Here is a 26,276-nt window from a genome sequence, read left to right on the forward strand (position 1 = left end):
CGAAATAAAAAGGGGAGGTCTTGTTGGTCTCCCCATGGATATTTATACACCCAGTTTCTATCGTCTCTTCTTCCCTGAGTCTGGCCGGGCTTTAAGGGCTAGAACAGCCAGACTTCAACTCGGCGGTTCTTGATTTTGGCTCTGGAATTATTAGAGGCAATAGGGAGGTAGGCTCCAAAGCCCTGAACAGGAGCAGTATTGATTTTATGATCGCGCAGAGCTGAGCGGACGGTCACTGCGCGAAGTTTGGATAGGATCACTGAACGCTCTGGGCTGACTTTTTCATCGCCAAACCCGATAAGTAATAGTTCTCTCTCCTGGTTTTGTGGTTTTTCCATAAACTTTGCCAGTCTCTCAATATCCTGTTGAGCTTTGTTGTCCAGTGAGGCGCTGCCCTCTGAGAATCGGAAATTGATACTGAGGCGCTCAGCATTTTGGGTCAGTTCCAAATATTCACTTGGTCCTTCCCGAGACTCCTCTGGTTTAAAGCCGATGGGGGTTTGCGCGACGAATCCGGAAGATTTCACCTGCTCCTGCCCCGACTCACTTTGTACGAAATGCAGAAACTCTTGAGCTGTTGAGCTGGAAGAGTAAACCGGAGCGTATAAGAAAAGACGGCGTGACAGGGGGTAGTCTTCCGTAGCAATGGTCAGGTGCTCAGGAGCCTGCGGGAGTGTATTTTGGTCAGAAACGGCTACGGCTTTTGCCTGACGAATGGATGCTAGTCCAACAAAGCCGATTCCGCGCGGGTCTGAGGTAACAAGGTCGGAAAGTTGATCGTTGGACTCATAGCGCTTGGCCCTGCTGGAGAGAGAGTAGCGCTTGCCTAGCACCAGGCTTTTAAAGGTATCCCAGGTCCCGGACTGATCATCTCGTGCATAAATATTAATGCGGCCCCTGCCTTTGCCGAGTTCTGACCAGTCTTTTATTTGGCCGGAAAAAATAGCACTGATTTCCTGTAAGGTCAGTTGGTTAATAGGGTTGCGCGGATGCACGATAATCGCCAGTCCATCAATAGCAATGACATGTTCTGCCTTGCGGCTGCGCATATCACCCATTTGGCTTAGGGCGTTGAGCTCGCTCTCTTTGATAGGGCGCGAAGCCATGGCGATATCTGCTTGAGCCAGTTTGAGTCCTTTAAAACCAGTGCTGGAACCGTGTGCAGCTATATCGACAAATATAGTGTTATTGCCAACTTTTGCCTGCACACGCACTTCGTTGGGGGTTCCGAGTGGCTTGATACTGATATCAGTGGCTCCTTTCGCGGTGAAATAATCGCGAACCAAGCTGGGTGCCAACTGAGCACCAATGGTATTAGAGCCGTGCAGGCTGAATAATTTTCCGTTGCTGTCTGAAGAAAAAGGCGAGACTGCGGCTGAGGCAATAGGGCTTAGAAGACAAATAAGAAGAAGTATTATTGAGCGGCATAATCGCTGAAAAAATAGGTTCATGTGATCCTGGACCCTAGGGAAGTAAAACGAGGCCGCAAAATATGTCTTATTTATGACAAAATGATGAAATCTTGATGAATAAAGCGTGCACAAGTCTCAAACTTAAGTTCAGTGCAGGTCATGGCGCTGGAGCAATAAACTGGAGCAATAAAGAGGTCATGTTGCTGAGACTTATTGAATGCAAAAGGTTAGCGATATTAACAGTTTGTGAAAAAAATTTGAGAAATGCGGGGCACAAGCACCATCAAGCGCCTTGAAGCCGGCTTGTGACTACTCCGCGAGATTTTTCCTTTGGGTTTGTTATTACTAACTGGAGGGAAAAAGTCGGCTTACCAGAACTGGCAGAGCCGTCTCTACCCGGAGAATCCGTGGGCCTAAGTGTACAGAATGGAATCCGGCTTCTTTGAGCTTTTCAACTTCGTAGGCAATAAATCCCCCTTCGGGGCCAATCGCCAAGGTGCAGTTCTCACTGAGGTCCATTGGACAGGACGTGCCACCGATAGGGTGGGCCACCAATTTGTGTGAACCTTGAGAGAGTTCGGGTAGCTCATCCTCTACGAAGGGTTTAAAGCGTTTGCGCAAGAGGATTTCCGGCATTTGAGTATCGACAGCCTGTTCAAGTCCGAGCAGGCATTGTTCGAACAGTTTCTTCTCGTCCAGCCAGGGGGTTTGCCAATAGGATTTTTCCACCCGGTAGCTATTGATCAAGACCAGCTTCTTAACTCCCAGTGCAGTGACATGCTGAATAATGCGCTTCAGCATTTTGGGGCGTGGCAGTGCCAGGATCAGGGTGATTGGTGGAGGTGGAGGCGGATTCCTTGTTAGTTCCACCCGCAGCTCAACCTGTTGATCGTCGAGGCTGGTAATTTGCCCAGAGCCGATATTTCCATTCAGCAGGCCCACGCGCAGTTGCTGGCCGGGCTCGGCCCGGTGGACTTTGATGATATGTTCCAGCCTGTGGCCAGAGAGGCGGACGATATCGGAGCTGATAAAGTCAGCTTCATGTAAAAGAATCAGGTTCAAAACCGGGTCTCTTGAGACTATAGAAAATTACTGTTGCGAATGAGTCTTCACCGCTCACCGCTCACCGCTCACCGCTCACCGCTCACCGCTCACCGCTTAGCACTGGCAATGGCGCCCTTACCGAGGCCCTCATAGGCGCGAACCTTGATTTCAATACCCGGGTGCTTTTCCGCGAGAGTCGTGGCGATATATTGAGCCAATTGCTCAACGGTGGTATCGCAATCCAAAATTTCACAAGCACTAGCGGGTAATTCCAGAGTGAAATCTCCCTGCTGGGCCCGGTAGGCGAAGGTTAGGTTGTGTGTATTTTCGTTATCGTCTTGGCAAAGATCTTCCCGGGTGCCCAAATAAATATCTTTCCAGCGTTGCGCCCACTCTTGCTCTAATTGCTCGTCTCGATCTCCCTCGACAAATATTTGGATCCGGGAGCGGTGGCCGTGGGCAATGCGCTGGCAGTTACCCTGGTGTTTTTTCAGGCCGTGGCTGTAGTGATAAAAAGCATCCTGGATTTGTTCATCTTCAAACGACAGCTTGAGCTGTTCGACACTGGCTGGGAAGGAGCTGGCCAGTTGTTGCACACTCCAGCGGGCAACATTTTCTGCATTGATAATGTCACTTTCCACCAGGGCGAATGCCTGCTCCGGTCCCGATACAGAGATTTGCTCTCCACTCGCGAGCAGCCACTCGAGAGAGATATTGCCATCTTGTTGATGGGTCAGCGTCAGACCGGGGGCAAGGGTGGGAACCAAGAGACGATGGTCGAGCTGATCATCTAACCAATGGCGCAATGTCTTTTTAACGATACCAAAATCGCAAACCATACCCTGGTTATCGAGTGCGCCATCCAGGGCGGCATTCGCCAGCCAGGTTTCGCCTACGAGCCCGCGCTGATGGTCCAGGTAGCTGAAATCAACATTGGTCAAATTATCGACAAAAAGGTGCATGGGTAACTCTTCAGAAGGGGGTAAAGTAGTAGTCGCCTATTATAACCTGTTAATAGGGCTGGAACTCGCGCCTTTAACCCTCTATAATCGCGCCCTCTTCGGATGCACCGAAGATCGTTGTGGTGGCCCTTCCGGTCCCCTCGCAATGAACAGCTGTGAACCCCGCCAGGCCCGGAAGGGAGCAACGGTAGCAGTGGTATCATGTGCCGAGGGTGTTGCTGGTTGGGCCGCCTCCTTAAATGCCTACTGATCCCCCATTTCCTTTTATTCCTGTATCTCATCGTCGTTCGCTCTGACTGCTCCCGTCGGCCTGTAGTTGTTTCCGATAGCACCGTATTTTTCCCCAGAAAATGGCAAATATGGGAGATTTTGTGCCGATCTGCATTTAACTTGTGGGCTTACCATCGCTGGTAACGGCAGGCTTATGCTATAAACGGCGACAGTTATAACTAGGCCCAATAATGATTATCTGAGGGGAAGATGAAGAAAGTTGCTCTTGCCATTGCAGCTGCAGTCGCGCTGTCTGCCTGTGACAGCGGCCAGCAGTCACAAAAATCCATGGGGGTGGCGCAGGCCACTGCAGAAAGCCCTGCGGCCAAAAAGGGTCCACTGACAGCTGAGGATGCCAAAGCATTCCTTGATGATGCACAGGCCCGTCTGGAGAAAATGGCCCAGGAAATGAGCCACGCCGCTTGGTTGGCATCTACCTATATCAATCTTGACTCGCAGTATGTGGAGGCTCTCGCTTCTGAGCGCTATACGACCATGGCTGTGGAGCTCGCTTCAGAAGCGGCTAAATTCAATGATCTGAAGCTCGATCCAGATACCCGCCGCAAGCTGACCATGCTGAAGCAGGGGCTGGTATTCCCGGCGCCGAAGGATCCCGCCCTGACTGCAGAGCTGGCCCAGATCGGCTCGAAAATGCAGGGTATGTATGGCGCCGGTAAGTACTGTCGGGAAGAAGAGGGGGCTGATAAGTGTTACACCCTGACCGAGATGGGCCAGGTAATGGCGACCAATCGCGACCCAGAGCTGCTCAAGGATTTGTGGGTTGGCTGGCGTAAAGTTTCCCCGCCTATGAAGCCGCTATATGAGCGCCAAGTGGAGATCGGTAATGCCGGTACTGAAGAGTTGGGCTACGACAACCTGAGTGTTTTCTGGCGCTCCAAATACGACATGGAGCCCGATGCCTTCGCTGCCGATATGGATGCTCAGTGGGGCAAGGTGAAACCCTTGTATGAGGCATTGCACTGCCATGTGCGCGCCAAACTGAATGAGCACTACGGCGATGAGGTAGTACCTGCTCAGGGTAAGATCCCCGCACACCTACTTGGCAATATGTGGGCTCAAGAGTGGGGCAATGTCTATGACCTGGTCAAAGACGATGACATGCAGGCACCCTACGACCTGACCCAGCTCGTAGTTGATTCAGGTATGAGCGAGCAGGATATGGTTAAGGCAGGTGAGAAGTTCTTTACTTCTCTCGGCTTCAAACCATTGCCGCAGACTTTCTGGGAGCGCTCTCAGTTCACCCAGCCTCGCGATCGAGATGTTGTTTGTCACGCTAGTGCCTGGAATATGGATGGTCAGGATGATATCCGTATCAAGATGTGCATCAACAAGACTGGCGAAGACCTGGTCACTATCCATCATGAACTGGGGCACAACTTCTACCAGCGCATTTATAAGGAGCAGCCCTTCCTCTATAAAGAGGGTGCTAACGATGGTTTTCACGAGGCTGTTGGCGATACCATCGCTCTGTCTATCACGCCTAAGTACCTGAAGGAAATTGGCTTGATGGATGAGGTGCCGGATGAGAGTAAAGACATCGGTTACCTGATGCAGCAGGCGCTGGATAAAATTGCATTTCTGCCATTTGGTTTGTTGGTAGATAAGTGGCGCTGGCAGGTTTTCAATGGTGAGGTTCAACCGGCTGATTACAATAAGGCTTGGTGGAAGCTGCGCGAGGACTATCAGGGTATTCAGGCTCCGGTAGAGCGCACTGAAGCGAACTTCGACCCGGGTGCCAAGTACCATATCCCCGGTAACACGCCTTACGCTCGCTATTTCCTGGCCCGCATCCAGCAGTTCCAATTCCATCGCGCGCTGTGTGAAGCCGCTGGTGAGACTGGCCCCCTGCATCGCTGCTCCATTTACCAAAATGATGAAGCGGGTAAGAAATTGCGTACCATGTTGGCGATGGGTGCTAGCAAGCCCTGGCCGGATGCGATGGAAGCTTTGACCGGCCAGCGCGATCTGGATGCTTCTGCCATTATCGATTACTTCCAGCCTTTGATGGCGTATTTGGAAGAGCAAAACAAGGGCCGTCAGTGCGGTTGGTAAGTTAGCGCTTTATAGGTTTGTCTGACGGGAAAGGGGAGTGTAGCTCCCCTTTTTTATGGGTGTTATTCTGCTGGTTACTGTATAAGAGTTTCACTGGAATCTAGCAGTTCTGCGTACTGAGCGGTAATAACGTTCATATTGCGAAGCATCAAATCTGTAGTGCCTGTGATCACCTGAATCTGGCGCTTTTCAGAGATCTTCATTTCCCCCTCAAATCCGCGGCTGGCATAGTTAAGATGATCTTTGGCTTTCTGTAAGTTACGGTTGATGTCTGGGGTATTGAATGGGCTCTCAAGAAGCTGGGTTAGGCGGTTAGAGTACTCGACAAGGTCTTGATGCAATCCACTTTCTGCATCCTCTGGAGAAATCCCCCAAATTTTAGCAGCGTAGTTTTTGCCAATTCGTTGAGAAAGCATGCGCTGTCGACCAGCAATATTGATCAGTTCAGCCGAATTATGGTTGGCCAGTTGTTGTAGTTTCACAACGTAAATATGGGCTTCTGATAAAAGTCTATTGCTGCGTTGGAATAACTCAGCTGCTCCTTCTTTGCTGACTGGCTGCAGGCTGATTTTTTTAAACGCTTGCCATTCTTTTCTTACTTTTTCTAACTGGTTTCTGATTTTTTCTGCTGCGGGGAATTTGCCGAGTTTCTGGTTGTTTCGCTCGAATTCCTGTACTGATCGCGTTAAGACCTTTTGGTGGCGCTGCGCATCGGACTGTATACCGGAGAGAATATAGGCTTGAGTGATTCGTTGGGACAGCATTCGCTGGCGCCCCGCTATATTAATTGCTTCACCCATGGTTAATGCTGCAACATCCAGGCTTATCACTAATAGGAGAAATACTGCGGAGAACTTCATGGTTTCACTCTTGAGTTTTGGTTTGCTTCTGTTTTGGTGATTTTTCAAGTGTTTTCTGTTGAGGCTGTGTATTCCGGGTTCTTGGTTCTTTAAGGTGAAGGCTTAGGGTTTTATTTTAGAAGTGCTGCCGTTGCGCACCATGATGGATCGCAAAAAATAATTCGGTATTTTTTCGCTTGCGGCCAGGTGGGCTTATTCTTTTTTTGAGGGTGTGCATTTGGTTTATTTGTTTTTAATAATAAATTGATTTCAAGGATTGTTTTGTTTGTGCAGGAAGGTATAACAAATTTTTGTCGGTAGATATCTAACCACTTTTCTTTGGGCTAATTCTTTAGTGGTAGAGATATTTAGGGCGGGGAGAAGGGAGAAGGCGAGAAGAGAGTGAGAATGGAAGATAGTTGAGAGGGAAATTAAAAAAGGCCCTACCGAAGTAGAGCCTTTCTTATACCGAGAGAGAGGGCGATTAGAAGCTGTAGTTTACAGCTGCGCTGAATAGCCAGGCCTCGGTTTTGGTGGTAAAGCCATCATAGTAAGTAACGAGGGTGTCTTCGATGAGGCTAGCCTCTTGAATAAGCTCATCATCTCCCCAAAGGTAGGCAAGACCAGCATCAAAACTCAGCCGATCATTGTGCTTATAAGTGCCGCCTATGGTTAACCACTGGCGGTCGGTGTCGGGGATTGAGAGCGTGCGCCAAGTAATCGGCAGGTCAAGACCGGTTTCTTCCATAATGGCCTCTTCTTCGTGGCGGTTAAAGCCGTCACGAGCTGCACCTTCATCATGGGCATAGCCAAAGCGTACAGTCACTTTATCATTAAAGAAGTACTCGGCGGCAAGGCTGTAGCGGGAGCCGCTTACAAAGTTCTCTTCTTTAATCAGGAGAGGATTGAACTCTTCGCCGCCCGATGGGATAAAGGCCTCTAGACGCTCAAAACGGCTCCAATTGGTGTACATATAGCCAAAGGCAATCGCCCAATTATTCTCGAAGCGGTGGTACAGGCCTAGCTCCAGAGTGTCCGGGAGATTCAGGGTGAGGTTGCCGCTGGCATCGTCGAATGGAGTTACTGGATTCGGGGCAAGGTCAGAGTTTACATCGCCTTTAAGCTTGGGGTCGTACTTTGCATGGTAGGAAATGCCTGCACGGGTATTGTCATCAATATTCCAGAGGGCACCAACACTCCAACTTACATCCCAGCCATCCCCTTTCACGTCGAGCAAAGTTGCTCCGGCAAAAGCTGGGTTCAGGGTGAAGTCAGATGGGAAACTGGATTTTAGTGTTGCATCGGCATACAGGAAGTTAATGGATGCACCAATACTAAAGGCGTCATTAATTTTGTAAGCGATGGAGGGTTGAATATTTAAGGTCAGAAGGTTCGTCTTGTTGGCGATGGTGGTGCCGGCGAAATTGTCTGGAAAATCGGTTTCCAGACCAAAATCTGTATACATGGCCAGGCCCCAAGACCACTCGTCGTTGATAGGGGCGGCCAAGTAACCATTAGGAATAAAGGCGCTGGTGGCATAGTCGCTCGCGTCAGCTTCTTTTGTTCCAGCATCAACGTAAACGAAGCTTCCATCTGGAAGTTCAACTGCGGCGAAATAGGTTACATCACCGGTTACGTCGATTTCGGGGTCGACGTAAGTGATGCCGCCAGTCAAAGTATAAGTATCAAACAATGCAGAACCCGCTGGGTTGCGGGCGAGGATGGCGGCGTTATCACCGATTGTGTTCTCGGCAGCAAATGCGCGGCCAAGGCCGGATGCGCTGGTTTCCTGTAGATAGAAGCCCGCGGCCATAGCGCCTTGGGAAACGGAGCCGATTGCTGCGGCTAGAACTGCATGTCGCAGGTATTTCTTATTCATGAGAGCCCATCTCTTAGTCTGCTGATTACTGAAAACCAAAATTAGCATTGGAAATGCCAAGATATGGAAGGAAGGCCATTAGATTTATATAGATACCTTCCTTTTTCGTAGCAAATCCCTCGCTTTAAAACAGGGTAGGCAATAAGGAATTGCCCGCGCAAGGGAAAGGAGTCACTTTATAAAGAGAACAGAGGCAAAAATCCATTAAATGTGAATATTTTTTTTGCCTCTGTAAAAAAATGGTAATTTATTGGCCTGCACCGACAGTTTTGCCGTTGATGGATAGATTTTTCAAGGTGATTTGGTATTTTTTGCCATTTTCTTCCAGTTGCACCAGTTTCACCAGAGCGTAATTCCACTGGGGGGCAATCCAGACGGTCGTCTCTCTTTCTGAGTCGGCATCTCTAACTCGGCGCACCTTTATGGCTTCTATTTTCCCCATAGGTGTTTTCACCACTTCGGTTCCTTCCTGGGCGAAAGTATATTTGCGAATCTTTTTGCCATCGGCGACTTCGTACTGGAGATTTTCTTTGCCTGCGGCGACATCTAGCGCCAGTTGCATTTGATAGCTCAATTTATCCAGGATGTTTGGCGACACATTTTCCATGTCTCGCTCGGGGTTGGAGACATTGAGGACCATATTTTTGTCGGGCTCAAAACTGAGAACGGTGCCGCGATCGCGGCCAAGACCCTTTCTGCGATATTCGTAGTGGTAGGGAGTGATACTCCCGTCCTGATTAGTGAAGCGAGAGTACTCTTTAATGCTGGCAAAGAGCGCTGAGGTCTTAAAGTCCAGTCGCCAGTTGCCTTCTTGGCCTGTGAGTTCGCGGGTGGCAGTGACGCTGATGCCGTTGTACCTTGCGGTATAGGTCGCCTTAAAAGGCTCCAGTTGGCTGGCAATTGATTGACTGGAGAGAAGAAGAAAAAACAGAGAGGAGATAAAAATGCGCACGACAGAGCCTCGCAAAATCTGAATCTCCTTGAATACTAGCTGGCGGGAACCGCAAAGTACATTGCAGGGCTAATCCCGCCAGCTTGGCTTGGGCTAGCTGTCTATCCGGGCCCCGCTTGGCGGCAGAAGCTCACCGTCCAGTTGCGAGCGGTCCCCCAGCATCTTTAAGCGCCCTTGAGCAAACCAGGATACAGCCATGGGGTAGATGACATGCTCCTGTACCTGGACCCGCTTTGCCAGGGAGTCGGGAGTATCCCCCTCATTTATAGGCACAGCGGCCTGCACAATGGGGGGGCCGCCATCGAGTTCTTCGGTGACAAAGTGGACAGTAACGCCGTGCTCACTATCTCCAGCTTCCAGGGCACGCTGATGTGTGTTTAGCCCTTGGTATTTCGGCAGAAGGGAGGGGTGAATATTGAGGAGGCGGCCGCTGTAGTGGCGAACAAACTCGGGCGTGAGGATGCGCATAAATCCGGCCAGGACAACCAAGTCTGGTTGATGGCTGTCGATTTCTGCGATCAGTGCCTGGTCGAAAATTTCTCTGCCGGAGAAGTTGCGATGATCAACCACCGCTGTGGGAACCCCGGCTTCGGCAGCGCGCTTGAGGCCGAAGGCCTCGGGCTTGTTGCTGATTACTGTGCAGACGGAGAAGTCTGCCCCGGCATTCGCCGAGGCATCCAGGAGCGCCTGCAAGTTGCTGCCGCTACCGGAGATCAGTACGGCAACTTTGCATACTCCTTGTGACATTACAGGCCCGCTAGCTCTACGGCTTCTGCGCCTGCAGCGGCATCTTCGATTGTGCCCACTACGAAGGCATCTTCACCGGCTTCTTTCAGCGCTTGCAGCGCTTTATCGGCTTGTTCTGCTGGAATGCAGATCACCATGCCGACACCACAGTTAAAGGTGCGGTACATTTCGCGTGCGTCAATATTGCCCGCCTGCTGGAGCCAGCGGAATACCTCGGGCATCTCCCAACTGGTGACGTCTACGCGAGCGAGGCAACCTTCTGGGAGGACGCGGGGCAGGTTTTCCAGCAAGCCGCCGCCGGTGATATGGCTGAGGGCATTTACCTGGACGCTCTTCATCAGTTGCAGCAGATTTTTAACATAGATGCGCGTGGGGGCCATCAATGCCTTGGCAAGCGTTTCGCCGCCCAGTTCCTGTTGTAAATCGGCGCCACTAACTTCGAGGACTTTTCGGATCAAGGAGTAGCCATTGGAGTGGGGGCCGCTGGAAGCGAGTCCAATGAGCACGTCTCCACTTTTCACCTTTTTGCCATCGATGATCTCTGACTTCTCCACAACACCGGTGCAGAAGCCGGCTAGATCGTAGTCGTCGCCCTCGTACATTCCCGGCATCTCGGCGGTTTCGCCACCGACCAGGGCGCAGCCCGAGAGCTCGCAGCCTTTGCCGATACCGGTGACAACCTCAGCGGCAATATCCACATTCAGTTTGCCGGTGGCGTAGTAGTCGAGGAAGAACAGCGGTTCGGCGCCGGCTACGACCAAGTCGTTGACACACATGGCAACCAGGTCGATACCAATGGTGTCGTGAATGCCCAAGTCCATGGCCAGGCGCAATTTGGTGCCCACGCCGTCGGTACCGGAAACCAGGACTGGCTCTTTGTAGCCGCTGGGAAGTTGGCACAGAGCGCCAAATCCGCCCAGGCCGCCCATGACTTCCGGGCGGGAAGTGCGCTTGGCGACATGCTTGATACGCTCTACCAGGGCGTTGCCCGCGTCGATATCGACACCGGCGTCTTTATAAGAGAGGGATGTTTCAGTGGATTGCGGCTTGGAATCGCTCATGATTCTTCCTGCGGTGGGTATTCGAAGGGCGCGTATTCTAGCCGGGTCTTGGTCCGGTAGCCACGCCCAGTGGGCATCTCAATGTAGGAATCTGGTATTTATCCCCAAGTAAACGGCGATAAACCCTCCAATAGTGAGAACTCGGGGCTGAGAGAAGTCGTTGACGCTGATACAATAGCCCCAATTTTTATCCCGACCGTGGATCTTTGCGTCTTGCGCAACAACAACGATTTCGTGCAAGCTCACGGGCTGGAATGAGGTTTGGAGAGAAATCCTATGCACAAGCTGCTCCGGCAGGGATTGGTGTTGCAGTTTTTGGTCCTGTTGTTCGGCGCCCTAATTCTGCCAGTCCAGGCCCGAGTTATCTCGGACCTGTATGAAGTAGTCGAGGCTGTACCGAGCCGTGGGGCTACAGACCGCGCGAGTGCCGGCAGCCGAGGGCTGGAGCGGGTGTTTGTGCGTGTCACCGGGGATGCTGCCATCGGCAACAACCCAAACCTGAAGCCTATTTTGCAGAAAGCTCAGCATTTTATACAAGGCTATCGCTACACTAGCGAAGACAACCAGCTCTATCTTCATCTCTCTTTCGACCCTCAAGCTATCTCCAGGCAAATACATAAGTTGGGGCTACCCATGTGGCCCAATAACCGCCCTGGCACTCTCGTGTGGATGGCGGTGGATACCCTAAAAGAGGGGCGCAGTATCCTCCGTGAAGAAGATGCTCCTGAACTCTTTTCGGTATTGGATGCCATGGCCGTGGAGCGCGGCGTGCCCCTGGATTTCCCGGTGATGGACCTCAATGATCAACACAATATGCCTTTGGGTGACCTCTGGGCGCAGAGTGAGCAGACCGCTGAGCGTGCCGGTTTGCGTTACAGGCCGGATGCCACTTTGATGGGGCGTCTACTCCAGGCTTCGGGACGCCGCTGGCAAGCCGATTGGTTGTTACTACATGGTGGCCGCAGTTACGCTTTTGACAGTAATGGCGGCTCCTTGGAAGAGGTTGCGCTGCGAGGCGTCAACCAGATGGCTAATCTTCTCGCCCAGCGCTATGCGGTGCGCCCCGGTGTTGAAGATGCCCAACAGGGTTCAATTTTTGTGGAGCTATCCGGAGTCGATAGCTTTGCCGATTACGCAGAGGCCTCGGCCTATTTACAGGGGCTGGCGCAGGTGAGCAGTGCAGATCTCCTATCAGTGGAGGGGGATCGGATGCGCTTGGCGCTTGCCACTACTGTGGGACTCCACAGCTTACGCGATGCTCTGGCGTTAAATCATAAGCTGCGGGCACATGGGGACGGGGATGCCATTGAATTGAATGGATACCGTGCACCCCTGGGCAGCGCTGATAATCCGTTGCGCTATCGCTGGGACTGAAATGAGTATTCCGCAACAGCTGCCGCTGGGGGTATCCCTGCGAGACGATGCCACTTTCGATAACTTTTACTTGTCTGAGTCGGACCCCAACCGCCAGGTTGTAGCCCTACTGCAGTCGTTCGCCAGTGGACAAAATCCCGAAGCGGTGATTTATATTTGGGGGGATGCGGGTAGTGGCGTCAGCCATCTGCTACAGTCCGCCTGTCAGTGTGCCGAGGCCAATGGCCGCAGTTTCCAATACATCCCCATGGCCGAATTAATGACCATGGACCCAGTTGTACTTCTCGATGGCCTTGAGCAGCTCGACCTGGTGTGTATTGATGACCTGCACCTGTTAGAAGGGCAACCCGAGTGGCAGACGGCGATGTTCCATTTGTATAACCGGGTTAGGGATAGTGGCAGGCAGCTGCTATTGGGGGCGCGTAAATCCCCTCGAGGGATGGATATTTCCCTTGCAGACCTGCTTTCGCGCCTGCAGTGGTCGCTGGTTTTCCAGCTCCAGCCAATGAATGATCGCGACAAGGTCGCCGCGCTGCGCAGGCGAAGCCGTCTACGCGGTTTCGACCTGCCGGAAGATGTTGCCCAATACATTTTGCACCGTGCACCTAGAGATACCCGCGCTCTGTTCCTATTGCTGGAGCAGCTGGATAGAGCCTCCCTGATGGCGCAGCGCAAAATCACCATTCCCTTTGTCAAGCAGGTGCTGGATATCTAAGGCATATCCAAGTAACCCTGCAATCCAAATAGTTGACCCGTGAGGCCTTAAAGGCCTCCTCCCCCCTGTAACTACCTAGCTCCACTTCCTTTGGTTGCCCATTCTTGGCGCCTTTGCTTATCTCCCTTCTGTCGGCGACTAATCTGGCTTGTAAAGTCTTCCTCTGTGAATTGGACTGCTGCCACAGTATTAAATGGTGGTGGCCACAGGGGGCGCATGGAGGTTTCCGCCTACTTTTACCTCCAATGCCCACAGTTTGAGGAAAGTGTTATGCCAAATATTCATAAAGTCCTCTATGTGAGCCATGCCGCTGAAGATGAATCCAGTGGGCTGTTGCAGGCATTTGCTATTGCCCGTAACAACCAGGCGGAAATTAAGGTGTTGTTGGTTTGCCCAGCGGTGCCGGAGGGGTTCGAGGATTTCAGTAACTTTTGTGTGAAGGCAATGCTGGAGCGGGTAAATGGAGGGATTGCAGCGGCTCGGGAGCGGATGAACCTGTCAAAGGACCAGGTGCAGATGGAAATTGAATCGGACTGTGGTCCCCGCCCCGCGGAGAGGGTTATTCGCCGTGTGCTCACTGAGGGCTACGACCTGGTGATCAAGAATGTGGAGGGGCTGAGTCAGCTCAAAGGCTTCAAAGCTATCGATATGGAGTTGCTGCGCAAGTGCCCCTGTCCGGTTTGGCTGTGTCGCCCCATAGAGCGTACGCACACAGAGATACGGGTGGCAGTGGCGATTGATCCCGAGTGTGATGAGGGTAGTACCTACGATCTGGCAATTCGCTTATTACGCTGGGCACGGGTGTTGGCAGACAGTTGTAACGGCACTCTGCATGTTGTTTCCTGCTGGGATTACGATGTGGACGAGTATTTGCGCCGTCACTTCCCCATCAGTGCATCCGAAGAGGAGTTGGACCAGGCCACCGAGGCAGCTCGTGCCCAACACCGTTCAAAATTGGATGTACTGATTCGGGCCTCAGGTATCGGTGGTGATATTCAGGTCCACCATGTGATTGCCCACCCGGATAACTATATCCCTCTATTGATCGATGAGGAGGGGTTGGATCTCCTTATCATGGGTACTGTGGGGCGTGCCGGTATCCCCGGCTTTATTATGGGAAATACTGCGGAAAATATCCTGCAAAAGGTGACCTGCTCTCTGCTTGCGTTAAAGCCCAGTGATTTTGTTTCTCCCATCAAGATATAGTGCTTAACATGGGAATGCGGTGTGTCGACAGGATGGTTTTATGGCCGACCAGAGCGCTCTCAGGGTGGGGCCGACATGGGACGGAGAGGCGTTAGCATCGCAATATCTAAATTAGGAGAATAAAAAATGATTAAAACCTTAGCCAAATGGCTTGGTGGTATTTTGTTATTGGGGGTTGCGGCGGTTTCCGTTTTTGCGGTCAATGCGATCTATTTTAAACCCTGGTCGATAGATGTGTATTTTGAACGGGCTTTTTTCAAGCTCGGCAGTACCAGCCCGGAAATCCTCTCTCAATTGCGGTTGCTCGAACAATTTGGTATTGATGGACACAATGCGCATCTTGATGATGCCTCTGAAGCTGAGCAGCAGCGCCAAATGCAGATGATTAAGGATGAGCTTGCCGTGCTGCAGGAGTATGATCGTGCAGGTATGGATGGCCAGCAAGCCATCTCTTACGATGTTTTTGCCTATTTCCTTGGCAATATGGTGGAAGGCGAGCGCTGGAAACACCACAATTATCCGCTCAACCAGATGTTTGGTGTGCAAAACAGCCTGCCGGAATTTCTCGCAGAAGTGCACCAGATTAATAATATTAAAGAAGCCGACTATTATCTTTCTCGCCTGAGTGAGGTCGATCGTAAATTTTCCCAGGTGCTTGATAGCCTAAAAATTCGCGAAGGAAAAAACATTTTGCCTCCCCGCTTTGTCATCGACAGTGTGCTGGAAGAGATGCAGGATTTTATTGCCGTACCGGCCCATGAGAATATTCTTTATACCTCCCTGGAAGAGCGTCTCAATAAGATCGAAGACTTGGAGGATGAGGAGCGTGTACGTATCCTCGGTCAGGGAGAGGCCCTGATCGATGCAGGGGTATATCCTGCCTATAAGAGTCTGATTGCTAACTACCGTGAGTTACAGCCCAAGGTTACCGAAAATAATGGTGTTTGGGCGCTTCCTGATGGCGATGAGTTCTACGCTTATCAGGTGCGCAGTCATACTACAACAAATTTGTCCCCTGAGGAGCTGCACCAGATTGGTGTTGAGGAAGTAGCAAGAATAGAAGGGGAGATGAATCGTATTTTCTCATCGATTGGGCAGGATAGCGGCAGTATCAGCGCCCGCTTCTCGGCAATTAACAATGATCCCCAGTTTTTATACGAAGATTCGGACGAGGGCCGCGAACAAATAGTTGCCGACTACCAAGCGATGATCGATGAGATTAATGCTGGACTAGGAGACTACTTCGATGTGAAACCGGCTATGGGGGTTGAAGTACGACGTGTACCAGATTTCAAAGAGCAGGGTGCGCCGGGGGCTTACTACAACCCTCCGGCTATGGATGGTTCCCGTCCGGGGGTTTTCTATGCAAACCTGCGCGATGTACATGAAACCAAGAAATTTGGTATGCGTACACTGGCCTATCACGAGGCGGTTCCAGGCCACCACTTCCAGTTGGCGATTGCCCAGGAGCTAAAAGGTGTACCCACTTTCCGCAAGCTGGGTCTGTTTACGGCTTATGCCGAGGGGTGGGCGCTTTATGCTGAGCAGGTTGCCAAGGAAGCGGGATTCCAGGAAAACCCCTACGATGATCTTGGCCGCTTGCAGGCTGAGATGTTCCGAGCAGTGCGCTTGGTGGTGGATACCGGCATGCATTACAAGCGTTGGAGCCGTGAAGAGGCCATCGAGTATATGGTAGAAAAAACCGGTATGACAGAAACCGAAGTGACCACTGAAATTGAACGTTACCTGGTTATGCCTGGACAGGCGCTGGCCTATAAGGCTGGAATGTTAAAAATTCTGCAATTGCGCGATCGAGCTCAGGCAGAATTGGGCGAGGCCTTTGATGTTCGTCAATTCCACAATGTGGTGCTGACCAACGGCGCCCTGCCATTGGCAGTTTTGGAGCGTCAAGTAGATGGCTGGATTGCCACAAAAAAAGGATAAAGTAATTTTTTGTAACTTTTTATAGCCGTAAAAAAGGCCACTCTGAGAGTGGCCTTTTTCATTGGGCACTATTTACCCGGTGAAGTTAGCTTTTCGCTTTAACACCTGCAACCCAGTTATCCACCAACTCTTCGAGAACGTTCAGCGGAACTGCACCGTTAGCCAAGATAGTGTCGTGGAAACCGCGCACATCAAATTTATCACCCAGTTGGGTTTTGGCTTTCTCTCGCAGCTCAATAATTTTCAGCATACCGATTTTGTAAGCTGTCGCCTGACCGGGCATTACGATGTAACGCTCGATGGCTTTAACCACATCGCCTTTCGGGTTCGGTGTATTTTCTACCAGGTAATCGATGGCCTGTTCGCGAGTCCACTTCTTGGCGTGAAGGCCGGTGTCTACAACCAGGCGGCCGGCACGCCACAGTTCCATAGCCAGGCGGCCAAAGTCGGAATAGGGGTCTTCATAGAAGCCCAATTCCTTCGGAACCAGCTCAGAATAGAGGCCCCAGCCTTCGGTGTAGGCGGTGTAACCACCGTATTTACGGAATTTGGGGATATCCTGCAGCTCTTGGGCGATAGAGAGTTGCATGTGGTGGCCGGGGATGCCCTCGTGGTAAGCCAGTGCTTCCATTTGGTAGGTGGGCATATCCTCCATGTTATACAGGTTGGCGTAGTAGATACCTGGGCGTGAGCCATCCGGCGCCGGACGCTGATAGAAAGCTTTACCTGCGGATTTTTCGCGGAAAGGTTCCACAGCTCTCACATCCAGGTCGGCTTTGGGCTTGGTGATAAACAGCTCGTCCAGACGGCCCTTCATCGTATCGATAATAGCGGTAGCCTTCTCCAGGTATTCCGCTTTACCCTCCTCAGAAGTTGGGTAGTAGAACTGCTTGTCGGTACGCATGAACTCGAAGAATTCCTGCAGGTTACCCTCGAACTTCACTTTGCGCATAATCTCGCGCATTTCATCGTGAATTCGCGCCACTTCCTTGAGACCAGTCTGGTGGATCTCGTCGGCAGTCATATCGGTGGTGGTGTATACGCCCAGGCGGAACTTGTAAAAGTCATCACCGTTGGCCAGCTTCCAGGCGCCGTCATCGGTAGTGGCTTTCTTTTCCAGCTCTTGTAAGTAGCTGATTAGTTTTTTGTAAGCCGGGCCAGCGCTCTCTTGCAAAGCCGTGCTGGCTTTATCGATCAGCGCTTTTTTCTGTTCGGCGCTAATCTCGAGTTTCTCTACCTTGCCTTTGAAATCAGCAAAAAGCGGGCTGTCTTTTTCACCTTCAAAAGGTGCGCCGGTGATCAGGTTTTGTGAATCGCTAATCACATAGGGGAAGACAAACTTCGGCACAATGGTGCCGGCCTTGGCATTGGCTTTCAGGTTTTCTTCCAGTTGGGCAAAGTATTGGGGCATGCCGTTTAGGCGGGCGATATAGGCCTCGGCATCACTCTCGTCATCGATGCGGTGCTGGCTGATCAGCAGGGAAGCCGCACTGGTGTGGGTGGCATACATCTGGTTGACAGGGTAGTAGTGGTTACGCCACTTGTAGCCTTCAATGTCTTGCTCCAGATTGCGCTTGGCTAGACGCAGGCTCAGGCGAGTCGCTTCATCCAGAGTATTGGGGTCAACCTTATTCAGTTCGGCGAGCTGGCGCTTGTTGATTTCCAGCGTCTCTTTGGCGAATTCCGGGGAGAGGTTATCCCACTTATCGTAATCTTCTTTTTTGCCTAGGAAGGTCTTGAATTCAGGACTGCGTGACAGGTGCTCCTGGAAGAAGTCCTCGAACATCTGGTTAATTTGCTTGATGGCCTCTTGGCTCACCTTGGCAGTGCTGTCTTGAGTGGACTTGCTTTCCGCAGTGACGGAGGTCGCATTCTGTTGCGCAGCTTCGGGGGCACCGCGGTCACAGCCGCTGATAACCAGCGCGCTTATGGCGGCTGCGATCAGGGTTGGTTTCAACTTCATAAGCATATTCCCAGTGTTCGGATAATCATTGCTACTTTGTACCACTTAGGTGGCATTCTTTAGATTTTCTTGGCTGTCCTAAACTGCGTACAACGCATCATTAACAGCGCAACTCAGCGGGTATTGTGCGCACTCGCGTGGTCTTTGACCAGGGGTAGTATTTTGACGCCACATCAGCAGTGATTTTCACCCACTGAAAAGAAAAAAAAGCGGGCTTAGCCCGCTTTTTAGGTGATCCCGCGATTAGGCGAAGTTCTGGTTTACAAATTCCCAGTTCACCAGCGCCCAGAAAGCTTCCATATACTTAGGACGCAGGTTGCGGTAATCGATGTAGTAAGCGTGTTCCCATACGTCACAGGTCATCAGCGGGGTAACGCCTTCTTCGGTCAGCGGAGTCGCCGCATTGGAGGTGTTTACGATCGCTACTGAGCCATCGGCTTTTTTCACCAGCCAGGTCCAGCCAGAGCCGAAATTGTTTACCGCGCTGGTGGTGAACTCTTCTTTGAACTTGTCAAAGCTGCCGAATGCCGCAGTGATAGCCTCTGCGATAGCACCGGTAGCTTCGCCACCGCCGTTGGGGCTCAGGCAGTTCCAGTAGAAGGTGTGGTTCCATACCTGGGCGGCATTGTTGAATACGCCACCGGAGGAGGATTTGATCACTTCTTCCAGGGATTTGTCGGCGTCCGCAGTGCCTTCCAGCAGGCCGTTCAGCTTGTCAACGTAGGTCTTGTGGTGTTTACCGTAATGGTACTCCAGAGTCTCTTCAGAGATATGGGGGGCCAGGGCATTCATCGCGTAGGGGAGTTCGGGCAATTCGAAAGCCATGGGGTCTTCCTTCCTTTGTTTAGGGTTATTGGTGAGAGCATTCTACACGCGCCGTATGCCAGAATTAAGCCGGCGCAGTTGAATAGGGGATTTTGGGACGTTTTCCTCGAACTCAAGGGGTGGTGTTTGATGTCACCATTGTTTTGCTGTCGTCTATTCTTACTTGTGGCCGCTTACTTTTTCGTCAATTTTTGGTATAACTGCCGCAGAATTCGACGAATCTGTCCCGGCTTGATTGTCCCTAAGTTGTGAATTTAGAGGTGCCGGGCGGGACAATCCGAACTGACCAGTACCGAACCCACCAGATTAGTTACCGGGTGTATTGATACATGCAACGCAGAGAGCCCACATTGGACGGCAGCGCCGCCATTGAACCCACACTGGAGCCCAGCGCCCCTGAGCGCGCCGAGTCCACCCAGGAGCCACAAGTCATCGTTGAGGAGCGCCGTGGCGGCTTCTCTTTCTTGGGCCTCTGTGCCCTGATCCTGGCTATGGGCGGTCTAGCTGCTTCTGGCTTCCTATACCAGCAGTGGCAGGAAAGCCGTACCCAGCTGGTTAATGCGGAGAACCGCATCGCCGATGCCGAGAATCGAATTGCCGAGTTGGAGAAGCGCTTCAGTCTCTCCGATGAGGAGTCCACCGCTTCGGTTGAGGTGTTGAACGCCAAGGCCAAGGAAAATGCCTCTGAGATCCGCAAGCTCTGGGGTGTGGCTTACGATACCAACCGCAAGAATATTGCCGCCAACAAGGCCGCAAGCGATGCAAATAAGAAGCAGGTGGCTTCTCTTAGCAGCAAGCTCGGCAGCCTCGATGCCAGCGTGAAAAAAATCGCTTCGGTGGAATCTGCCCTGGCGGAATTGCGCAAAGGCAGCATTGCGAGCAAGCGTGAAATGACCGACAAAATCTCCAGCTTGGAGCGTCAGCTGGCTTCTGTGCGCAGTGACTTGACTATGCGTGTCGGCGCCAACGAAGAGGCCGTGGAGTCAATCGATGCCTACCGCCGCTCGGTGAATAAGGATCTGGTACAGCTGCGCGATGCGATTCGCTCCTTACAGTCCAGCGAGCCAACGGCTTCCTCGATGTAATCCTTTTAAAAGGCTAAAAAGGGCGAACCTGGGTTCGCCCTTTTTTATTGCTTTGGGAAAATCTATCTAGGCCCTGAGTAAAATCAGTAGCCATATCAATAACGGGCCAATAACCCTACATTTCGTGTAGAATCGCCGGCCTTGAGACGTTAATCGGAGTTGGCCATGACCACTATCCGCCAGGATGATCTGATCGACAGCGTTGCTGACGCGCTGCAATTTATCTCTTACTACCACCCACAGGACTTTATTCAGGCCCTGAACAAGGCTTATGAGAAAGAGGTCAACCCGGCGGCCAAGGACGCCATGGCCCAGATCCTGATCAATTCACGTATGTGTGCCGAGGGCCATCGCCCCATCTGTCAGGATACCGGCATTGTCACCGTGAAGCTGAAAGTGGGCATGAATGTCCGCTGGGAAGCGGACATGAGCGTTACCGACATGGTGAATGAAGGTGTGCGCCGTGCCTACCAAAATGCCAGCAATGTGCTGCGCGCTTCTATTCTTGCCGATCCGGATGGTGCCCGTAAGAACACCGGTGATAACACCCCGGCAGTGATTCACTATGAAATTGTTCCCGGTGATACGGTGGAAGTTTATGTAGCAGCCAAAGGTGGTGGCAGTGAAGCCAAAACCAAGTTTGCCATGCTCAACCCTTCCGACTCCGTAGTGGATTGGGTTCTGAAGATGGTGCCGCAGATGGGCGCCGGCTGGTGCCCGCCGGGCATGTTGGGTATAGGCATCGGCGGTACCGCCGAGAAAGCCATGTTGTTGGCCAAGGAATCCCTGCTCGATCCTATCGATATCCAGGAACTGCAGGAGCGCAGTGCCTCCAACCGCGCAGAAGAGTTGCGCTTGGAGCTATACGATTCCGTCAACAAGTTGGGCATCGGTGCCCAGGGCCTCGGCGGCTTGACCACAGTGCTAGACGTCAAAGTGAAGGATTATCCCACTCATGCCGCTAATAAGGCCGTGGCGATTATCCCTAACTGTGCCGCCACCCGTCACACCCACTTTACCCTGGATGGCAGCGGCCCAGCACAGCAGACTCCACCAAAGCTGGAAGATTGGCCGGAAATCACCCGCGAAGCCGGCAGTAACACCCGCCGTGTGAACCTGGATACCGTGACTGCTGAAGACGTGCGCAGCTGGCAGCCCGGCGAGACTCTGCTGCTCAATGGCAAAATGCTTACCGGCCGTGATGCCGCGCACAAAAAGATGGTGGATATCCTCGCCAAGGGTGAGAAGCTGCCGGTCGACCTCACTGGCCGCTTTATCTACTACGTGGGCCCGGTAGATCCGGTGCGCGACGAAGTGGTTGGCCCGGCTGGCCCTACCACCGCCACCCGCATGGATAAATTCACCCGCACTATGCTCGAGGAGACCGGCCTGCTTGGCATGATCGGAAAAGCTGAGCGCGGTCCTATGGCGATTGAAGCGATCCGCGATAATAAGGCGGTTTACCTCATGGCAGTAGGGGGCGCAGCCTACTTGGTCGCCCAGGCGATCAAGGCTTCCAAGGTCATCGCATTCCCGGAACTGGGTATGGAAGCTATCTACGAATTCGACGTAGAAGATATGCCCGTAACGGTTGCAGTGGATAGTGAAGGTGAGTCTGTACACACGACTGGGCCGCTGATCTGGAAAGCCAAGATTGAAGAAGGTGTGGTTTAAGGGGTAGGTGAACCCGCCGCCCCTCAATAATTGTCCACTGAAAAAGCCGATCGCCCTGGTGATCGGCTTTTTTTATAACCGCACTTTTTATCATTGCACTTTTATTTACTGGGGCTGCTTAGGTGTTGGGTTAAAGCTCACCCTTTTCTTCTATTTTGGCCAGCATAAGTTCACGGATAATAGGCACTGGTGCGTTGCCGAAGCTTAAAAAGCTCTCGTGGAATTCTTTTAAGTCAAATTTATCCCCGAGCCTTTTTTTTACCTCCTTGCGCAGGGCGAGGATATCGGTAAAACCAGCAAAATAGCTGGTGAGTTGTACCTGGCTGAGGGTGGCTCTGCGCCACTTTCCCTCGGCTTCCGCCTGTTGTTGGAAAGCCCCACCAATCATTAAATTCATTGCCTCAGTTTCCGTCATCCCCTTAACCTGTACACCGTAATCCAAAATGGTGTTGGTGATCACTCGTAAAATCCACTTGTAGTACATCAGCCAAAGTTCAGGCGAGAAATCACCATATCCGGCATCCAGCATCATGCGCTCGGCATAGACAGCCCAGCCCTCAATCATGGCACTGTTACCGAGGATGGTTTTAATAATGCTGGGGGACTGGTTGGCGTAGACCAATTGTGTGTAGTGGCCGGGGATGGCTTCGTGGATATTCAGTATTTGCAATGTGTAATGGTTATATTCCCGCAGCAGGCTATTCGCCTGCTCATCGCTGTATTCCTCAATGGGTAATACATTGTAATAGGTGTTTGCATTTTTATCGTAGGGGCCGGGCGCATTTATGGATGCAACGGCAAAACCGCGTAGGTAGGGCGGGGTAGTGCGTACTATTAGTGGCTTCTCTTTGTCCAGATAGAGCAGATTGTGTTGCGTAACGAAGTTTGCCAGTTGTGGTATCTGCTTTTCTATCACATCTTTGAAGGTGTCTTTGCTGGCATGGTTAAGTGAGAGTTTATCGATTAGTTTGCGGATTTTTTCCATCGGGTCGGTAGGTGCCACGATATCGGGAAAATGCTTAGGCCAAAGCTTCCCAGCGAGTTCTGCCATTTTATTGTGAATCTGGTTTTTTTCTTCCAGGGCGCGCAGATACAACGCACTGGCACTGGCATCAATCTGAATGTCAAAACGGAATTTTTCCTCGTAAAGCTTTTCCCCAATACGGAAATCGCGAAATCCAGAAGATTTCCCCAGCCTGGTTTGTAAGTCTTTTAGAAAGTTGATGTAGTCATTTATCGCTTCGCGGGAGGCTTGCAGGCGTAATCTGAATACTTCTTTTTCATCATCAAACATTTGACTGTCTTTCACCAGCTTCTCAACCTTGTCCCCGAAAACCTCCAGGGCCCCGGTATTTTGCTGAATGGCTAGCGCTAATTGTGGCGCGGCGGGCCTGCGTATTGCCTGTTTGGCGGCCTCATAGTAATCGGGTACTAGGCGCATACGGGTGTTGAAAGCGCGTAGTCGATTTTTTAGTGGCGCATATTGAGTATTAAGGATCAGAGAAAAGGGATGGGATACGTTATAAATAGAAGGGTCCCACTGATAGGATTTAAAAGAAGTGTATTCCCACTGCAGGCGTTGCAAGAAGTTTTTAATGAGCGCCATATCCGTGAGGGAATTGATGCTGAGTAAGCTACTATCCAGGGCGGCAAATTTACGCTCATAAGTTTGCGCAAAATCCAGTAGGTAGGCGCGATAGGTTTTATCGGGCACTTGTATATGGATGGCGGCTTCATAATAACCCTCCCGAACTGCCCAGGAAGGAAAGAGTTTCCATAGGCCATTGATGAACTGTTGGCTCAGTTGCTGAAAAGCCAGTTCCGTCTCGGCGCGCATTTCATTCATGGTTTCAGTTTGTGGGGGGACTATGCGCTCTCTGTCTGTACTCTGGGGGCCGCAGGCACAAACAAGAGTGAATGACATTAAAGTCAACATCGTAAATAGGATTTTCATGGCGATCCTTACCCTGGGGGTCCGTAATCACTTATGCGGCTCTTAAGAAGCTATCACATCTGCCAACATTCCTTGTTCAGCCTGACACTGGATGTTTCCACAGCGTAGCGAGCCCTAAGCATTTAGCACACTGTTTCATATTGGCAGGGAAAAACCGTATAAAATGCGGTTTTGCCGCCTGCGCTTGTGTCGTTGAGAGGGCCCGGTTAGAGTGGCCATCACGCGAAATAACCGATAATAAACAAGGTTTTGAGGACTTATTCATGACTGAGCTAGCCCAACAACAGTGTGAAGCCTGCCGCGCAGATGCCCCTCTCGTCAGTGACGATGAGCTCCCTGGCCTGTTGCGCCAAATCCCCGATTGGACGCCAATGACTCGCGACGGCATTATGCAGCTGGAACGAGTGTTTAAGTTCCGCAACTTCAAGCAAGCGCTAGCGTTCACTAACCGCGTTGGCGCCATTGCCGAAGAAGTAGGGCACCACCCGGCACTGCTCACAGAATGGGGGAAGGTAACCGTTACCTGGTGGAGCCATGAGGCTAAGGGACTACATAAGAACGACTTCATTATGGCAGCGCGTACCGACCAACAAGTGGATGTCGAATAGGCAGATACCCCGGGGCGCATCGAGCGCCCCAATTTTTTGCCTGCCAGGTTGGCTCCTAATGGTTGAGAGAGGGTCCCTACCGCTCTACTCATAGCCAATACTTTACCCCCATAGGCCTGAGCGGGAAGTTATTCTGGAGCCGTTAAATATCGAAAGTTGAAATTGTGTACCCTGGATAAAAGGAGATGGATATTGTCTGAGTACACCTCCACGGTAGTCTGGCAACGCGACGACCAGATTTTCACCGATAATCAATATAGTCGCGCTCATACTTGGCAATTTGATGGCGGTTTATCTGTCCCTGCCTCTTCCTCCCCCCACATTGTCCCAATCCCTTACTCACACCCGGAAAATCTCGACCCAGAAGAAGCCTTCGTGGCGTCGCTTTCTAGCTGTCATATGCTGTTCTTCCTCGCAATTGCAGCCAAACGCGGCTACGTGATTGACGAATACCGCGATGAAGCGATCGGGGTGATGGCCACGACTGAAAAGGGCAAACTGGCGATGACGAAAGTCACTCTGAGACCTTTGATTCGCTTCTCCGGCGATAAAAAACCCAACCGGGAGCAGTTAGAAAAAATCCATCATCTTTCTCATAAGCAGTGCTTTATTGCTAACTCGGTAAAAACGGAAGTGGTTACTGAGATTCGGGAGGTATAGCTACTCATTGAGGTGAGTAGGTTCCATAATTACTCATATAGCCAGCAGTATGTTTAAAGTTATTGAAGCGGTGGCTTCAGTTGAGGATTTTCTTCGCCTCAGGCAGATTAGTGGGCTCTCCCCAAGAAGTAGGGAGGCAGCAGAGAAGGGGTTACCAAACAGTCTCTATGGGATTCACATTCAAACCCACTCAACCACTATTGCCATGGGGCGGGTAGTTGGCGATGGAGCCCTAAACTTTGAAATTGTGGATGTCTCTGTCGACCCAATTTATCAAGGTCAGGGGTTGGGAAGAATTGTGATGGAACACATTACTACCTAAGCAGCAGCAAAGGATACTGTCGGTTCTTGAAAAAATGATTTCACAAGTTTTCTATTTTTCTTGATGCTCTTTAAATCCGCATTTGCACGGCTCATCAACGTTTCACCTTTTTTCAGCGGTTTCTTTGAGGTCCCTATATTTCTCATGTGATTCCAGACCAATTCATCCGGGTTTAAGCCTGGTGCATATGGTGGCAAGATGACCATTTCAAGATTTCCATTCTGTGAACTGACATACTCCAATACCTTCTTCGATTTGTGTACCGGATGTCCATCAACTATAAGGATTACAGGCCGATTTTGACTTCTCTGAAAATTTTTAAAGCATTCCACGCACTTCTCTGCCGTGAACTTTCCATTGTAAATGTGATACCAGAAACCACCTCTGTTCGATAAAGCTGATATCGCGTTAATTGACTGTCTTTGACCACTAGTTTTTACTACTGGAGTTTTTCCTTTCTCTCCCCATGTCCTTTGGAGTGGATCGTCTGATCTGATGCTAGCCTCATCCAGCCAAAATATTTCTGCACCGGTTTTTTTCGCATAAGTCTTAATCTTTGGGTAGACTTCCTTTACCCATTTCTTCACTGCCTTATCATCTCTTTCATAAGCTTTTCTTAGCGGCTTTTGTGGCGTCAGGCCCAACCGATGTAAAAGTGTACCGACACTAGATACACTGAGCTCGACTTTGAATCTCTCACTAATCAA

The 26,276-nt window shown here is 51.2% G+C and carries 22 protein-coding genes and 1 other RNA gene; 11 read left to right on the forward strand and 12 right to left on the reverse strand.

Annotated elements, in window-relative coordinates; genetic code table 11:
* Nucleotides 1-98: 98 nt before the first annotated feature.
* From FIU95_RS05490 to FIU95_RS05500, 3 genes are all read right to left on the reverse strand, one after another.
* Entirely contained in the window at nt 99-1,451 is a 1,353-nt protein-coding gene (locus tag FIU95_RS05490; RefSeq protein ID WP_152452268.1) for a substrate-binding domain-containing protein, read from the reverse strand.
* Between the two features lie 306 nt (nt 1,452-1,757).
* The gene (locus FIU95_RS05495; RefSeq protein ID WP_152452270.1) at nt 1,758-2,474 is read right to left on the reverse strand and encodes a 16S rRNA (uracil(1498)-N(3))-methyltransferase; all 717 of its coding nucleotides are present in this window, start codon (nt 2,472-2,474) and stop codon (nt 1,758-1,760) included.
* An 89-nt stretch (nt 2,475-2,563) separates the two neighbouring features.
* Nucleotides 2,564-3,418, reverse strand: coding sequence for a 6-carboxytetrahydropterin synthase (locus FIU95_RS05500; RefSeq protein ID WP_152452272.1), 855 nt, complete (start codon nt 3,416-3,418; stop codon nt 2,564-2,566).
* A gap of 129 nt (nt 3,419-3,547) precedes the next feature.
* Here FIU95_RS05500 and ffs point away from each other — a divergent pair.
* Together ffs and FIU95_RS05510 are read left to right on the forward strand one after the other, a co-directional pair.
* Nucleotides 3,548-3,645: signal recognition particle sRNA small type (gene ffs, locus FIU95_RS05505), an RNA gene on the forward strand.
* Between the two features lie 253 nt (nt 3,646-3,898).
* A complete protein-coding gene (locus FIU95_RS05510) occupies nt 3,899-5,761 on the forward strand; it encodes a M2 family metallopeptidase (protein WP_152452274.1) in 1,863 nt (620 codons plus the stop codon).
* A 74-nt stretch (nt 5,762-5,835) separates the two neighbouring features.
* Here FIU95_RS05510 and FIU95_RS05515 read toward each other — a convergent pair whose 3' ends face one another.
* From FIU95_RS05515 to purM, 5 genes are all read right to left on the reverse strand, one after another.
* Nucleotides 5,836-6,669, reverse strand: a complete 834-nt coding sequence (locus FIU95_RS05515) for a type IV pili methyl-accepting chemotaxis transducer N-terminal domain-containing protein (protein WP_253868877.1) — start codon at nt 6,667-6,669, stop codon at nt 5,836-5,838.
* 415 nt (nt 6,670-7,084) lie between these two features.
* Nucleotides 7,085-8,479, reverse strand: coding sequence for an OmpP1/FadL family transporter (locus tag FIU95_RS05520; RefSeq protein WP_152452276.1), 1,395 nt, complete (start codon nt 8,477-8,479; stop codon nt 7,085-7,087).
* Between the two features lie 247 nt (nt 8,480-8,726).
* A complete protein-coding gene (locus tag FIU95_RS05525; RefSeq protein WP_253868880.1) occupies nt 8,727-9,446 on the reverse strand; it encodes a DUF3108 domain-containing protein in 720 nt (239 codons plus the stop codon).
* Nucleotides 9,447-9,524: 78 nt separating this feature from the next.
* Nucleotides 9,525-10,178: a phosphoribosylglycinamide formyltransferase gene (purN, locus tag FIU95_RS05530; RefSeq protein WP_152452278.1), complete on the reverse strand. Its 654-nt coding sequence runs from the start codon at nt 10,176-10,178 to the stop codon at nt 9,525-9,527.
* Nucleotides 10,178-11,239, reverse strand: coding sequence for a phosphoribosylformylglycinamidine cyclo-ligase (gene purM / locus FIU95_RS05535; RefSeq protein ID WP_152452280.1), 1,062 nt, complete (start codon nt 11,237-11,239; stop codon nt 10,178-10,180). Before purM ends, purN begins: the two co-directional genes overlap by 1 nt.
* Before the next feature lie 276 nt (nt 11,240-11,515).
* Here purM and FIU95_RS05540 point away from each other — a divergent pair, with 276 nt between their 5' ends.
* The 4 genes from FIU95_RS05540 (at nt 11,516) to FIU95_RS05555 (ending at nt 16,478) form a co-directional block, all read left to right on the forward strand.
* A complete protein-coding gene (locus FIU95_RS05540) occupies nt 11,516-12,613 on the forward strand; it encodes a DUF2066 domain-containing protein (protein ID WP_152452282.1) in 1,098 nt (365 codons plus the stop codon).
* Nucleotide 12,614: 1 nt separating this feature from the next.
* Nucleotides 12,615-13,328, forward strand: coding sequence for a DnaA regulatory inactivator Hda (gene hda, locus FIU95_RS05545; protein ID WP_152452284.1), 714 nt, complete (start codon nt 12,615-12,617; stop codon nt 13,326-13,328).
* A gap of 270 nt (nt 13,329-13,598) precedes the next feature.
* A complete protein-coding gene (locus FIU95_RS05550) occupies nt 13,599-14,534 on the forward strand; it encodes a universal stress protein (protein ID WP_172975326.1) in 936 nt (311 codons plus the stop codon).
* A 126-nt stretch (nt 14,535-14,660) separates the two neighbouring features.
* Complete coding sequence (locus tag FIU95_RS05555) at nt 14,661-16,478, forward strand: DUF885 family protein (protein WP_152452288.1); 1,818 nt, start codon at nt 14,661-14,663, stop codon at nt 16,476-16,478.
* An 85-nt stretch (nt 16,479-16,563) separates the two neighbouring features.
* Here FIU95_RS05555 and FIU95_RS05560 read toward each other — a convergent pair whose 3' ends face one another.
* Entirely contained in the window at nt 16,564-18,441 is a 1,878-nt protein-coding gene (locus FIU95_RS05560) for a DUF885 family protein (RefSeq protein WP_152452290.1), read from the reverse strand.
* Nucleotides 18,442-18,684: 243 nt separating this feature from the next.
* Nucleotides 18,685-19,266 (reverse strand): superoxide dismutase, encoded by a 582-nt coding sequence (locus FIU95_RS05565; protein ID WP_152452292.1) that lies wholly within the window; start codon nt 19,264-19,266, stop codon nt 18,685-18,687.
* Between the two features lie 329 nt (nt 19,267-19,595).
* On the opposite strand from FIU95_RS05565, the gene FIU95_RS05570 reads away from it, so the two are divergent.
* Entirely contained in the window at nt 19,596-20,351 is a 756-nt protein-coding gene (locus tag FIU95_RS05570) for a hypothetical protein (protein ID WP_152452294.1), read from the forward strand.
* Between the two features lie 165 nt (nt 20,352-20,516).
* Nucleotides 20,517-22,025 carry a fumarate hydratase gene (locus FIU95_RS05575; protein WP_152452296.1) on the forward strand — a complete coding sequence of 503 codons (1,509 nt, stop codon included), beginning with the start codon at nt 20,517-20,519 and terminating at the stop codon, nt 22,023-22,025.
* A 130-nt stretch (nt 22,026-22,155) separates the two neighbouring features.
* On the opposite strand, the gene FIU95_RS05580 is transcribed toward FIU95_RS05575, so the two are convergent.
* Nucleotides 22,156-23,979 carry a DUF885 domain-containing protein gene (locus tag FIU95_RS05580; RefSeq protein ID WP_152452298.1) on the reverse strand — a complete coding sequence of 608 codons (1,824 nt, stop codon included), beginning with the start codon at nt 23,977-23,979 and terminating at the stop codon, nt 22,156-22,158.
* A gap of 263 nt (nt 23,980-24,242) precedes the next feature.
* Between FIU95_RS05580 and FIU95_RS05585 the strand changes: the two genes are divergently transcribed.
* The 3 genes from FIU95_RS05585 (at nt 24,243) to FIU95_RS05595 (ending at nt 25,569) form a co-directional block, all read left to right on the forward strand.
* Nucleotides 24,243-24,587 (forward strand): 4a-hydroxytetrahydrobiopterin dehydratase, encoded by a 345-nt coding sequence (locus tag FIU95_RS05585; RefSeq protein WP_152452300.1) that lies wholly within the window; start codon nt 24,243-24,245, stop codon nt 24,585-24,587.
* A gap of 192 nt (nt 24,588-24,779) precedes the next feature.
* Entirely contained in the window at nt 24,780-25,247 is a 468-nt protein-coding gene (locus tag FIU95_RS05590; RefSeq protein WP_152452302.1) for an OsmC family protein, read from the forward strand.
* A 49-nt stretch (nt 25,248-25,296) separates the two neighbouring features.
* Nucleotides 25,297-25,569 carry a GNAT family N-acetyltransferase gene (locus FIU95_RS05595; RefSeq protein WP_216646307.1) on the forward strand — a complete coding sequence of 91 codons (273 nt, stop codon included), beginning with the start codon at nt 25,297-25,299 and terminating at the stop codon, nt 25,567-25,569.
* Here the strand turns inward: FIU95_RS05595 and FIU95_RS05600 are convergent.
* Entirely contained in the window at nt 25,566-26,276 is a 711-nt protein-coding gene (locus tag FIU95_RS05600) for an IS630 family transposase (RefSeq protein ID WP_152452304.1), read from the reverse strand. The genes FIU95_RS05595 and FIU95_RS05600 overlap by 4 nt on opposite strands.

This window comes from Microbulbifer sp. THAF38 (assembly GCF_009363535.1).
In the GTDB taxonomy this organism is placed as follows: Bacteria; Pseudomonadota; Gammaproteobacteria; order Pseudomonadales; family Cellvibrionaceae; genus Microbulbifer.